Here is a 12,066-nt window from a genome sequence, read left to right on the forward strand (position 1 = left end):
GGACGGGATAACGCAAACTCGTAGAGATGATTTGCCCGACGGCGAAAGCGAAATATTTTTTATTTCGGGGCTTGACATAATTTCTGACAATCGGAAGTGATTTGCCCGTCGTGTTACTTTGTCGCATGCTGGCCGCAAGATTACGCGTGCGCGCGAGGCGCCGCAGCCCGCCCGTAGGATGGGTAGAGCGAAGCGAAACCCATCAATTGCGATTGCGGAGAGATGATGGGTTTCGCTTCGCTCTACCCATCCTACATGCTTGAACCTTTATCGCCCCTACGCCGCCACCACGCGCGGGCTGCGTTCGGCCACATCCGACGGCTGGCACGGCTTGCGCAGCATCGTGACGTCGGCGAAGCCGACCGCCCTGAGCTGATCGCACATGATGCTGCGGGCGTCCGAATCCATCGAGGCGTCAGGGACTACGACCGCGCGGGCATGCGCGGTCAGTAGTTCCGCCGGCAGGTCGGAGGCCGAGCCGGCATCGAGCAACACATGGTCGTAGACCCGCAGCAGCGCGTCGATCGCGAGCGTCAGCCGCGGCGACTGCAGCTGCGAGCGATCAAAGCCCGGGCATCCGGCGCTGACGAGATGGACGCGCGACAGCCGGTCCTTGGTGATGATCTGCGCAAAGGTTGCTTCACCCTGCATCAGTTCGGCGAGCCCGGGGGCCGCCGGATCGACCGAGACCGCCGTCATCGCCGGCGAAGCCGCGGTCAGATCGACCACCACGATCTTGGCCTGCCGCGCCATCAGGCGCGCCAGCGTCAACGCGGTCAGCGTGATGCCTTCGCTCGACGCGGTGCCGAGAACCGTTACCTTGCGCGCCGCCTCACCCGCCTGGCCGAGCCGGTCGGCCAGTTGCTCGATTTCTTCGATTCCTGCCGCAAGCTCGGCACGAGGCTCGCTGAAGGCAGGCTTTGAGTCGTCCGTCACGGGATGTTCAGGTTCCGGTCCGAAATCATCATGGGGCTCGAAATGCGGTGCAGTCGGAGGCGCGGAGACGCGAGCCGGTTCTGCGGCTGAAGTCACAGCAGCGGGCACGGCTGCAGCGGCCGCGCGCGGCGCGGTCATGCGCAGCAGCTCGCCGGTCACGATCGCGCCTGAGGTCAGCAGCAAGGTTGCCAGCGTCGCGATCAGCACGATCGGGAGCTTCTTCGGATAGGCCGGCGTATTGGAAACGGTGGCGCGCGAGATGATCCGGCCATCCGCCGGCGCGGCGTCGATGTTTTCGCGGGCGGCGGCTTCGCGGTACTTTGCCAGATAGGATTCCAAGAGATCGCGCTGCGCCTTGGCTTCGCGCTCCAGCGCGCGCAGCTGCACGTCCTGGCCGTTGGACGCGGACGCCTGCTTCTTGACCAGCTCAAGTTCGTTTCTCAGGCTATCGACCCGGCCGCTGGCGAGGCGCGCGTCATTCTCCAGCGAGCGCGAGATCTTGCTCGCCTCCTCGCGCAGCTGCCGATCGAGATCGCCGAGCTGCGCCTTCAATTCCTTGATGCGGGGGTGACCGTCGAGCAGCGTTGACGACTGTTCGGCGAGCTGCGCGCGCAGCGTCACCCGCTGTTCGGACAGCCGGCGGATCAATTCGGAATTGAGGACCTCGGAAGCCTCGATCGGCTTGCCGCTCTGAAGCATGTCCTTGATCATGCGCGCCTTGGACTCGGCGTCCGATTTCAGCGCGCGGGCGTTGTTGAGCTGGGTGTTGATCTCGCCCATCTGCTGGTTGGACAGCGAGGTGTTGTTGGTGCCGATGAACAGGCTCGACTTCGAGCGGAAATCTTCCGCGCGCTGCTCGGCTTCCGCGACCTTCTTGCGCAGATCCTCTATACCGCCCGACAGCCAGCCGCTGGCGGATTTCGCCTGGTCCTGGCGCGCGCCCTGCTGCAACGCCAGATACCCTTCCGCGATCGAATTGGCGACGCGCGCGGCCAGCTCCGGATCGCGCGACTGGAATTCGATGACGATGACGCGCGACTTGTCCACCGCATACGCCGTGTAGCGCTCGAAATAGGCGTCCAGTACGCGCTCTTCCGGCGTCAGCGACAGCGGATCGCGTCCTATACCGAACAGCGCCAGCAGCGACTTCAGCGGAGAAAAGCCCTGCAGCACCGGATCGAATTCCGGGCGCTCGGCCAATTTGTTCTTCTTGATGATTTCGCGCGCCAGATCGCGCGACAACAGCAGCTGCACCTGGCTCGTCACCGCCTCGGCGTCGACCGTGTTGCGCTCTTCATTGCGCTCGCCGTTCGGCCGCAGGAACACGTTCTCGCGGCCATCGACCAGGATGCGGGCTTCGGATTTATAGCGCGGGGTGACCATGTTGACGGCGGCGATCGACAGCACCAGCGCCAGCACCGTCGGGACGATGATCCAGGCGCGCTTGCGGATCAGGGCCTGACCCAGCGCGTGGAGGTCGAGATCGCCGGATTCGGGCGCGGCAACCTGCTTCGCAACGGCAGGCTTGGTGACGACAGATTTGACGACGACGGGCTCTGTGGCGACGGCCTCAGTGACGGCCGGTGCGGGCTTTGGAAGCGCCCGCTCCAACACGGCCTTGATCCGGCCCGTACGCCAAAACGCAAAACGCATCGCACACTCCCGCGGACGCCACATAAAATCGTGACGCGTTTTCGCTCGAAAACGCCACGACCCTGTCTCAACCCCGGCGATTACACTCCATTAAGGTTGCCGCTGGGTTAATCCGCGCGATTTGCGGGCGGCAATGACCGCCCCGCAGGGCTGCGGTCATGTTTTGTTAACCATGAACGCCCTTAATCGGGCGGATACTTTTTCAGGATTCTCCCCCATGCGAGGCGCGCTCGCCCCGATCCCATGTCTGGTTGCTGCGCTGGCGCTTGCGGGCTGCATGGGTCGGACTACGCCGGTTGCCGTGGGCCCTGCCCCGATGGCGGTCGCCTATGCCGAACCGGCGCCGCCGCGCTTCGACGCGGCCTATCATCTGGATACTGGCGACAAGCTCCGCGTCGTGGTCTACGGCCAGGAAGGTCTCACCAACACCTATGCGATCGATGCCAGCGGCTCGATCACGATGCCGCTGATCGGTTCGGTCCCGGCGCGCGGCAGCACGCCCGCTGGCCTGGCCGCCGACATCGGCGCCAGGCTGCGCCGCGGTTTCATCCGCGAGCCCTCGGTCGCCGTCGAGGTCGAGGCCTATCGGCCGTTCTTCATCCTCGGCGAAGTGGCGGCGCCCGGACAATATCCTTATGTACCGAACATGACCGTGGAAAGCGCCGTTGCCATCGCCGGCGGCTTCTCGCCGCGCGCGCTGCGCGACCGGGTGACGGTCACGCACACCGACGGGTCCGGAACAGCGCGCTACGTGGTGCCGCCGGGAACGTCCATCAGCCCGGGCGATACGGTGCTCGTTGGCGAACGCTGGTTCTGATTATGCCTGTCGTCGACGGTCAGCCCCTTCGTATCCTGCACGCGACGCGCGCCCCGGTGGGCGGCATTTTTCGCCATATCCTGGATCTCGCCAACGGCCAGGCCGATAAAGGCCATCACGTCGGCATCATCGCCGACAGCCTCACCGGTGGCGAGCGCGCCGAGCAGGCGCTGGCGGAAATCGCCCCCCGCCTCAAGCTCGGCGTCCATCGCGTCGCTATCCACCGCGAACCGCGCCCCAGCGACACCCTGGCATGGGTGGGCTTCCTGCGCCTGGTCCGGCAGTTGAAGCCGGATGTATTGCACGGCCATGGCGCCAAGGCCGGTGTGTTCATACGCGCCGGAATCGCCGCCAGGGATACGATCCGGGTCTATACGCCGCATGGCGGGTCACTGCATTACCCGCTGTCGACGCTCAAGGGCAACTTCTATGCCCGCCTCGAGCGCGCGCTGATGGACTCGACGGACCTGTTCCTGTTCGAAAGCGCGTTTGCGCGTAACACCTATCAGCGCACCATCGGCACCCCGAAGGGGCTGGTGCGCTGCGTGTTCAACGGCGTCACCGCCAATGAATTCGACCCGGTCGTCAAGGCCGCGGACGCCACCGATGTGCTCTATGTCGGCGAGTTCCGGCACATCAAGGGCGCCGACCTCCTGATCGACGCGGTGGCCCGGCTGCGCGCCGACGGCCGGCCGGTGACGCTGACGCTCGCCGGCGACGGCGAGGAAAGCGCTGCCTTGAAGGCCCAGGTGCAGCGGCTCGGCCTCGGCGAGGCCATCCGCTTCATCGGCCACGTCAAGGCGCGCTACGGCTTCTCCAAGGGCTCGCTGCTGGTGGTTCCCTCGCGCGGCGATTCCATGCCCTATGTCGTGATCGAGGCCGCGGCGGCGGGAATTCCGATGGTGGCCGCCAATGTCGGCGGCATTCCGGAGATTTTCGGCGCCCACACCGAGGCGTTGTTCGCCCCCAGCAATGCAGCGGCGATGGCGGACGCGATCGAGACTGCGCTGGAGAATCCGGCGGCGACGCTGGAGCGGGCCAAATCCCTGCGCGAGCGGATTTTCCAGCACTTCTCGCAGAAGGCGATGGTCGAGGGCGTATCGACCGGCTATCGCGACGCGTTTGCCAATCGTTAACCGTTCTTTACCAACGTAACTGTTTCTTCCGATTTGTCCCTTAAGCCGGATGGCAGGGAATTCCGCATCGGCAGGCGCATCCCTATGTGCCGGCTTAAGAACGGAATCGGACTTGGAATCGGACTTGGAATCGGACTTGGACCAGTGGAACCGCTTAACGCTCGCTCGATGTTAGACGCCGCCGCAGCAACGGCCGCGGCGACCGCTACCGGTGAACGCCCGCCGATCGAACGGCGCCGCCGGCTCTCGCCGGCAGCCCTTGCCGTCACCAACCAGAAAGTCAGCCGCGCCTATTCGCCGATCGTGATCGCGGGTGCGGTGCGCCTGGTCGATTTCGTCATGCTCAGCCTGATCGGCCTTGCGCTCTATTTCGCCTATGTCGTGCGCCTCAAGGGTTTCCATTGGGAATATGTCGCGGCGATCATCGGCATGACGGCGACCGCCGTGATCTGCTTCCAGGCCGCCGACATCTACGAAGTCCAGGTGTTCCGCGGCCAGCTGCGGCAGATGACGAGGATGATTTCGTCCTGGGCCTTCGTGTTCCTGCTGTTCATCGGCGCCTCCTTCCTGGTCAAGCTCGGCAGCGAGATTTCGCGGATCTGGCTCGCATCGTTCTTCTTCGTCGGCCTTGTGGCCCTGCTGATCGAACGCGCCTTCCTCCGCACGCTGGTGCGCAGCTGGGCGCGGCAGGGCCGGCTCGACCGCCGCACCATCGTGGTGGGCTCGGACCAGAACGGCGAACAGCTGGTCGAGGCGCTCAAGACCCAGCACGATTCGGATATTGACGTGCTCGGCGTGTTCGACGACCGCAACGACAGCCGCGCGCTGGAAACCTGCGCCGGCAGCCCGAAGCTCGGCAAGGTCGACGACATCGTCGAATTCGCCCGCCGCACCCGCGTCGACCTCGTGCTGTTCGCGCTGCCGATCTCGGCCGAGACGCGCATCCTGGAAATGCTGAAGAAGCTGTGGGTGCTGCCGGTCGACATCCGTCTTTCGGCGCACACCAACAAGCTGCGCTTCCGTCCCCGCTCCTATTCCTACCTCGGCGAGGTGCCGACGCTCGACGTGTTCGAGGCGCCGATCACCGACTGGGATCTCGTGATGAAGTGGCTGTTCGACCACGTCGTCGGCTTCCTGATTCTGATGCTGGCGCTGCCGGTGATGGGGCTGGTCGCGCTCGCGATCAAGCTGGACAGCCCGGGGCCGGTGATCTTCCGCCAGAAGCGCTTCGGCTTCAACAATGAGCGCATCGACGTCTTCAAGTTCCGCTCGATGTTCCACCATCTTGCCGATCCCACCGCCTCCAAGGTCGTTACCAAGAACGATGCCCGCGTCACCCGCGTCGGGCGCTTCATCCGCAAGACCAGCCTCGATGAACTGCCGCAACTGTTCAACGTCGTGTTCAAGAGCAATTTGTCGCTGGTCGGCCCGCGCCCGCACGCCGTGCAGGGCAAATTGCAGAGCCGGTTGTTCGACGAGGCCGTCGACGGCTATTTCGCGCGCCACCGCGTCAAGCCCGGGATCACCGGCTGGGCGCAGATCAACGGCTGGCGCGGCGAAGTCGACACCGACGAGAAGATCCAGAAGCGCGTCGAGTTCGACCTCTATTACATCGAGAACTGGTCGGTGCTGTTCGACCTCTTCATTCTGCTCAGGACGCCGCTGGCGCTGATGACGAAGAACGAGAACGCGTATTGAGTTGGCGGGATTTATCAGCCGTCATTGCGAGCGCAGCGAAGCAATCCATAGCGCGGCATGGGGTTAGATGGATTGCTTCGCTTCGCTCGCAATGACGGAAGTCGCGGTTGTTGCCGTAATGTAGCGTTTAGTGTGTGCGTGAGTATCGAATGGCGTATGCGGCGACAGCCGAGGGCTCTCTTCCATCGTTGACGGCCGCGCCGGGCGTGCTCGCGGTGCAGCGCGCGATGGTGTGGCTGGTCGGCGCCTCCGGAGCCATCGTCTTCATCGAGCCCAGCCCCTATGAGATCGCAACGCTGCTGGCGTCGCTGATCTTCTTTGCCACCGGCGGTCTGCGGATGCGGCTGGTGTTCATTCCGCTGCTGCTGGCGCTGTTCCTGCTCAACACCGGCTACACGATCAGCGCCACCGCCGTGATCGACCGGCCCAATGTCAGCATGTGGATCGCGACGTCCTGGTACATGGCCATCACCGTGATGCTGTTCGCGATGGTGGTGGCGGAAGATACCGCGGCCCGGCTCGACATGCTCAGGCGCGGCCTCGTCGTCGGCGCGATGATCGCGGCGAGCCTCGGCATTGCCGGTTATTTCAACCTCGTCCCGGGCGGACGCGACCTCTTGACGCTGTACGATCGCGCCCGCGGCACCTTCAAGGACCCCAACGTGCTCGGCGCGTTCCTGATCCTGCCGGCGCTGTTCTGCCTGCAAAGCGTAGTTTCGGACAAACTCGGAAAGTCGCTGCGCAACACCGTCGCCTTCGGCATCATGTCGCTGGCGATCCTGCTGGCGTTTTCACGCGCGGCCTGGGGCGGGCTGATCCTGACCTCGATGTTCATGCTGGCGCTGATGGTGCTGACCAGCCGGTCGCAGGCGCAGCGCTCGCGCATCATCATGATCGCGCTTGTCGCTGCGATCCTCGCGGCGGCGCTGGTGGCGGTGCTGCTGTCGTTCGACTCGATCGCGCAAATGTTCAAGCAGCGCGCCAGTTTCGATCAAAGCTATGACTCGGGCCGCTTCGGCCGGTTCGGCCGCTACATCCTCGGCGCCAACATGGCGCTCGATCTGCCGTTCGGAATCGGTCCGCTGCAGTTCACCCGCTACTTTCCCGAGGACACCCACAATTCCTATTTGAACGCGTTCATGTCGGGCGGCTGGCTCTCCGGCGTCTGCTATCCCGCGCTGGTGTTCGTCACCGCGCTGAACGGATTCCGTTACATCTTCGTCCGCGCGCCCTGGCAGCGCGCCTATCTGGCCGTCTTCGCCGCCTATCTCGGCACCGTCGGCGAGAGTTTTATCATCGACACCGATCATTGGCGGCACTTCTGGATGATGCTGGGGCTGATGTGGGGCATGTTCGTCGCCGCCGAGCACTACAAGGCCCGCGCCGGTCAAGCCTTCAACGCCGCGCCCGCGCCGGCTTCTTGAGCGCCTTCTGTTTCGGCGCGTCGATCAGCCCCTTCAGCGCCTCCGTCGCTCCCAGCACCGATGTATAGGCCTGGCTCACGAAGCGCAGCAGCTGCTGCAGTAGGAATTTCGAGGCCGAGCGCCGTCCGCGCGCCGAAACGATCGTGGCGCTGGCGCGCCGCAACGGCAACAGCAAGCGCGAGTTCAGCCCGACCGGAGCCTGGATCAGTGACCGCATGCTGAAACTGCTGCTGCCGGTCACATCCAAGGGCATGGACTGGATGTACAGATACGATCCCCGCGCGGCGTAGCGGTCGCGGCACGCGCTACGCTTCGCCGGGCGACCTCTCCCCGCAAGCGGGGCGAGGTAAGAAGAACCTACTTCTCCACGGCGAACGTCAGGCCGGCGTGGTCCTCGAGCCGCTTGATCAGCTTGTGCTGCATCGCCGCCCCTGGCGTCCAGATGCCGGCGGGCACCTCAGGTGTATCTCGCAGCAGACAGATTGCACATTCCGAAATCATCTTCGACGTCGAGCCATAGCCGGGATCGCGGTCGCCCTTGACCGACGCGCGGGCCTGCCGGCCGTCGGGCGCGACGGCGACAAACAGCAGATCGTAAGAGCCGCTTTCGCGTTCCTCTTTCGACGGCCCCTCGCCCGGCTTCGGGACAGCGGATAGCGCTATCTTGTTGTTGGCCGCCTGGATGCTTTTGGCCAACGCCTCGCCCTCCGCGCCGGGGCCGGCGACCTGCATCTCGTCGTAAACAAAATCCCGGCCATAGGGGAAGCCCAGCAGCATGTTCGAACGATGCACGTTGCGGGTGTTGATGTTCGCCATGAAGAACGGCGTTACCCAGGCCTGCAAATCCTCATCCAGCATTGGCCTGTTGCCGGGCGGCTGCTTCGGTCCCTGAAAGCCCGGCGTCAGCGCGAACGGATCGCGCATCAATGCCAGAATGCCTTGATCTTTTGCCGCAGCCTCAAACAGCGATTTGCTGCTGGCCGCCGTCCCGCCCGAGAAGGTCCCCTTCATCGTGCGGATGCGACCCTTGACCCGGGAGACCGGCGCCCCGAACGCTTTCTTTGCGGCTTCCTGCGCGCAGAACACGCCGAGTTCAAATGGCAGGGAATCATAGCCGCAGGAAAACATGATCCGCGCCCCGCTGCGCTCTGCGTCGGCCTGATGCGCATCGATGATGCGCCGCATCCATGGCGTCTCGCCGCACAGATCGAAGTAGTCCGTACCCGAGGCCGCGCATGCCGCTACCAATTCGTTGCCGTACAGCAGATACGGTCCAACCGTCGTGATGACCGATTTCGTCTGATTCACCATCGCCTTCAGCGATGCGGCATCAGACGCGTCAGCCACGATCAACGGCGTATCCGAGGGCGCGCCGATCGCATCGCGCACCGTGGCGAGCTTGTCCTTGCTGCGCCCGGCCATCGCCCATTTCAGGTTGCTGTCGCCCTTATAATGCGCAGCGAGATATTCGGCGACGAGTTGGCCGGTGAAGCCGGTGGCGCCGTAGACAACGATGTCGAATTTCGACGAAGACATATTTGAATCCCTGAGGTGCATTGCTGCCCGAAGCAGCCTGTTCGGGCCGCTTCTAGCGCTATTTTTTCGCGTAGGAAACGCCCATGCCGGCGCGGACGTCGGCCTGGATGCCATAGGGTGCGATCGGATAGCGCAGGCCGTTTTTCGCCAGTTGCTTCATGCCGACAATGGCCTTGGCGAGATGCGCCGGCTGCAGCGCCATCAGCATCTCTTCGTCAGGCACGCCGCCATAGCGCCGTTCGGCAAAGCACGGCAGCGACAGGCTCGGCTCGCCGGTCTTGAGCGCCCGCCCCCAGGAATCCGCGCAGGCGGTCTCGCCAACCACGCCCCATTCGAACTTCTTGTAGCCGGTATATTGCAGCCCGTTGATCAGGATGATCATCTGGCCTGGGGTCGCATACACCAGACAGATGTCCGGCGGATTGAGCCGGCCACTGGTGAGCGGGCTCACCGCCATCGCCTGGTACTGGCCATACGGCACGACGTCGAGCGCTTCCTGGCGCTTGCGCGCGTCCTCCTCGGTGCCGTGCCAGACGCCGACATAGTTTTTGCCTTCAAGGAATTTTTCATCCCTTTGTGCGAGGCCAATCACGGCGCGGCATTGCGCGCCGACGAGGTCTTCGCCGGTGATGCCGACGGTCCAGCCGAGCCTTGAAGCCATGCTGACGATCTGGTCGGTGGTGTGGACCGCGGACGGGCGCCGAATTTTCGGGATCGCCGCCATCTCCTCGACGGTCGCGAACATCTTGATGCCGATCACGGTGGTCCTGAGCCGCAACAGGCCGATGAGATCGGCAGCCATGCCGTTCAAATCGAACGCTTCCGGCGGCGTTTGCTGTTGCATGGCGTAAACTCCCAAATTGTCGGTGCGCCCCTTGGCGTCACCCGTTGCGCATGTTGTTGGCGTCAATTCTAGCCCGGCCGGTCCGCTGTTGCGACCTCTACTTCGGCGCAGGTCCCGGCAGCAAATCGTCGATCTTGCCGGTGGCCCGGTACGCAACCAGTCCCATCCATTCGCGCACCGCGGTTTCGGTGCGTCCGAGGCCATCAAGAATGGCGATCGAGAACTTCATGAGATCGCCGCGGCCACCGACCCGCCAATCGACCGGATAGGCCTCGACCGCAAATCCGGCCTTTCGGAACAGACCGACCGATCGCGGCATGTGAAAGGCCGAGGTCACCAGCAACCAGCGCTCGCCGTCCTTTGGCGCCACCAGCGCTTTCGAGAACTGGGCGTTCTCCACCGTGTTGCGCGACGCCCGTTCCATGATCAGACGTGATTTGGCGATGCCAAGGCTTTCAAAAACGGCGCCGGCGAAATCGGCTTCGCGCGCGTCGTTCGAAATCAGATTGGCACTGCCGCCGGTGAAGACGATGCGCGCATTCGGATAGCGATGCGCCAACGCCGCCGCCGCGATGATACGGTCGGGCGCGCCGCGCACCACCGGCGTGCCACGCGCAGCCGATAGATCAGCGTCGATCGATGCGCCGAGGACGACGATGCCGTCCGGCGGCGCACCCGCTCCGGCCTCCCATCGCGGAAAGCGCTGCTCCAGCGGATAGAGCAACAGGTTTCCGAGCGGCGACAATCCGCAGATCACCAGCAGCAGCACCGCCGCCATCACGAGCTTGCGGCCGAGCGATGCAAAACGCGTCAGCAGCAGGATGGCGCCAACGAAACCGACGCCGATCAGGAAATTCGTCGGCATCAGCATGTAGCCGAGCGTTTTGGAGAGAACAAAAAACAAGGGGAAGCCTCTTGGAATTTCTAGTCCGTCATACGCGGGCTTGACCCGCGTATCCATCTTCTTCGCAAAAAGCGTTATGCGAAAATGATGGATTGCCGGGTCAAGCCCGGCAATGACAAATAGGAGCCAACAGGACAAGACAACACCGACAAGAAGGTCCCCCATGACCCATCATCACCTGCATTCCAGCCCCAAAACCTGCCACTGGGGCTTTTTCGAAGCGAAATTGAAGCCGGTCCTGACCATCGCCAGTGGCGATGAGGTCACGGTCGATACCATCACCGGCGGCCCCGACGTGGTCCCGGACCGCAGCAAATTTCATGTGCCGCCGGAGCTTGCCGACGTGCACGCCCAGAACGAGCGGATGGTGCCGGGCCATATCCTGACCGGCCCGATCGCGGTTGAAGGCGCCGCGCCCGGTGACGTGCTGGAGGTCGACATTCTCGACGTCCAGCTCCGGCAGGACTGGGGCTACAACCTGATCAAGCCGCTGTCAGGCACCCTGCCCGACGATTTCCACGAGACGCGCCTGCTCAACATTCCGCTCGACCGCGAGCGGATGGTTGGCCGGATGCCGTGGGGGCTCGACCTGCCATTAAAGCCGTTCTTCGGCGTGATGGGCGTGGCGCCGCCGCCGGCCTGGGGCCGCATCACCTCGCTGATCCCGCGCGCGATGGGCGGCAATCTCGACAATAAGGAGTTGGGCGCCGGCGCCAAACTCTATCTGCCGGTGTTCGTGCCCGGCGCGCTGTTTTCCTGCGGCGATGGCCACGGCGTGCAAGGCGACGGCGAAGTCTGCGTCACCGCGATCGAAACCGCGCTGCAGGGCCGCTTCCGCCTGACGCTGCGCAAGGATTTGCGGCTGGAATATCCGCGCGCGGAAACGCCTGATCATTACATGACGATGGCGATGGACCCCGACCTCGACCAATGCGTGGTGCGCGCGCTGCGCGACATGATCGTGCTGCTCGGCGAGAAGCGCAATCTGTCGCGCGAGGACGCCTACACGCTCTGCAGCCTCGCCGCCGACCTGCGCGTGACGCAGACGGTCAACGGCTCCAAGGGTATCCATTGCATGATCGCAAAGAGCGTCGTGCACGGCTGATTTCAGCGCGGTG

General features: G+C 64.1%; 10 protein-coding genes. 5 read left to right on the forward strand and 5 right to left on the reverse strand.

Annotated elements, in window-relative coordinates:
• Positions 1-276: 276 nt before the first annotated feature.
• Positions 277-2,589, reverse strand: a complete 2,313-nt coding sequence (locus tag JQ558_RS31195; RefSeq protein ID WP_212296200.1) for an exopolysaccharide transport family protein — start codon at positions 2,587-2,589, stop codon at positions 277-279.
• A 217-nt stretch (positions 2,590-2,806) separates the two neighbouring features.
• Here JQ558_RS31195 and JQ558_RS31200 point away from each other — a divergent pair, with 217 nt between their 5' ends.
• From JQ558_RS31200 to JQ558_RS31215, 4 genes are all read left to right on the forward strand, one after another.
• Positions 2,807-3,406 carry a polysaccharide biosynthesis/export family protein gene (locus JQ558_RS31200; protein WP_212296201.1) on the forward strand — a complete coding sequence of 200 codons (600 nt, stop codon included), beginning with the start codon at positions 2,807-2,809 and terminating at the stop codon, positions 3,404-3,406.
• Positions 3,407-3,408: 2 nt separating this feature from the next.
• The gene (locus tag JQ558_RS31205) at positions 3,409-4,542 is read left to right on the forward strand and encodes a glycosyltransferase family 4 protein (protein WP_212296202.1); all 1,134 of its coding nucleotides are present in this window, start codon (positions 3,409-3,411) and stop codon (positions 4,540-4,542) included.
• A 168-nt stretch (positions 4,543-4,710) separates the two neighbouring features.
• Positions 4,711-6,240 carry an undecaprenyl-phosphate glucose phosphotransferase gene (locus JQ558_RS31210; RefSeq protein ID WP_212296203.1) on the forward strand — a complete coding sequence of 510 codons (1,530 nt, stop codon included), beginning with the start codon at positions 4,711-4,713 and terminating at the stop codon, positions 6,238-6,240.
• A gap of 149 nt (positions 6,241-6,389) precedes the next feature.
• Positions 6,390-7,664, forward strand: a complete 1,275-nt coding sequence (locus tag JQ558_RS31215) for an O-antigen ligase (protein WP_212272891.1) — start codon at positions 6,390-6,392, stop codon at positions 7,662-7,664.
• On the opposite strand, the gene JQ558_RS31220 is transcribed toward JQ558_RS31215, so the two are convergent.
• The 4 genes from JQ558_RS31220 to JQ558_RS31235 form a co-directional block, all read right to left on the reverse strand.
• Positions 7,636-7,881, reverse strand: a complete 246-nt coding sequence (locus tag JQ558_RS31220; protein WP_212296204.1) for a hypothetical protein — start codon at positions 7,879-7,881, stop codon at positions 7,636-7,638. The two genes, JQ558_RS31215 and JQ558_RS31220, sit on opposite strands and share 29 nt — an antisense overlap.
• 140 nt (positions 7,882-8,021) lie before the next feature.
• A complete protein-coding gene (locus tag JQ558_RS31225) occupies positions 8,022-9,200 on the reverse strand; it encodes a trans-acting enoyl reductase family protein (RefSeq protein WP_212296205.1) in 1,179 nt (392 codons plus the stop codon).
• 58 nt (positions 9,201-9,258) lie between these two features.
• A complete protein-coding gene (locus JQ558_RS31230; protein WP_212296206.1) occupies positions 9,259-10,044 on the reverse strand; it encodes a DUF169 domain-containing protein in 786 nt (261 codons plus the stop codon).
• A 97-nt stretch (positions 10,045-10,141) separates the two neighbouring features.
• Positions 10,142-10,948, reverse strand: a complete 807-nt coding sequence (locus JQ558_RS31235) for a YdcF family protein (protein ID WP_212296207.1) — start codon at positions 10,946-10,948, stop codon at positions 10,142-10,144.
• Between the two features lie 163 nt (positions 10,949-11,111).
• On the opposite strand from JQ558_RS31235, the gene JQ558_RS31240 reads away from it, so the two are divergent.
• Positions 11,112-12,053 (forward strand): acetamidase/formamidase family protein, encoded by a 942-nt coding sequence (locus tag JQ558_RS31240; protein ID WP_212296208.1) that lies wholly within the window; start codon positions 11,112-11,114, stop codon positions 12,051-12,053.
• Positions 12,054-12,066: the final 13 nt, after the last annotated feature.

It is taken from the genome of Bradyrhizobium sp. AUGA SZCCT0160 (assembly GCF_018130105.1).
Lineage (GTDB): Bacteria > Pseudomonadota > Alphaproteobacteria > Rhizobiales > Xanthobacteraceae > Bradyrhizobium.

Coding starts and splice junctions, on each gene's coding strand:
- JQ558_RS31205 (WP_212296202.1), top strand. CDS start 3,409: ATGCCTGTCGTCGACGGTCAGCCCCTTCGTATCCTGCACGCGACGCGC.
- JQ558_RS31215 (WP_212272891.1), top strand. CDS start 6,390: ATGGCGTATGCGGCGACAGCCGAGGGCTCTCTTCCATCGTTGACGGCC.
- JQ558_RS31240 (WP_212296208.1), top strand. CDS start 11,112: ATGACCCATCATCACCTGCATTCCAGCCCCAAAACCTGCCACTGGGGC.
- JQ558_RS31210 (WP_212296203.1), top strand. CDS start 4,711: ATGTTAGACGCCGCCGCAGCAACGGCCGCGGCGACCGCTACCGGTGAA.
- JQ558_RS31200 (WP_212296201.1), top strand. CDS start 2,807: ATGCGAGGCGCGCTCGCCCCGATCCCATGTCTGGTTGCTGCGCTGGCG.
- JQ558_RS31230 (WP_212296206.1), bottom strand. CDS start 10,044: ATGCAACAGCAAACGCCGCCGGAAGCGTTCGATTTGAACGGCATGGCT.
- JQ558_RS31195 (WP_212296200.1), bottom strand. CDS start 2,589: ATGCGTTTTGCGTTTTGGCGTACGGGCCGGATCAAGGCCGTGTTGGAG.
- JQ558_RS31220 (WP_212296204.1), bottom strand. CDS start 7,881: ATGCGGTCACTGATCCAGGCTCCGGTCGGGCTGAACTCGCGCTTGCTG.
- JQ558_RS31225 (WP_212296205.1), bottom strand. CDS start 9,200: ATGTCTTCGTCGAAATTCGACATCGTTGTCTACGGCGCCACCGGCTTC.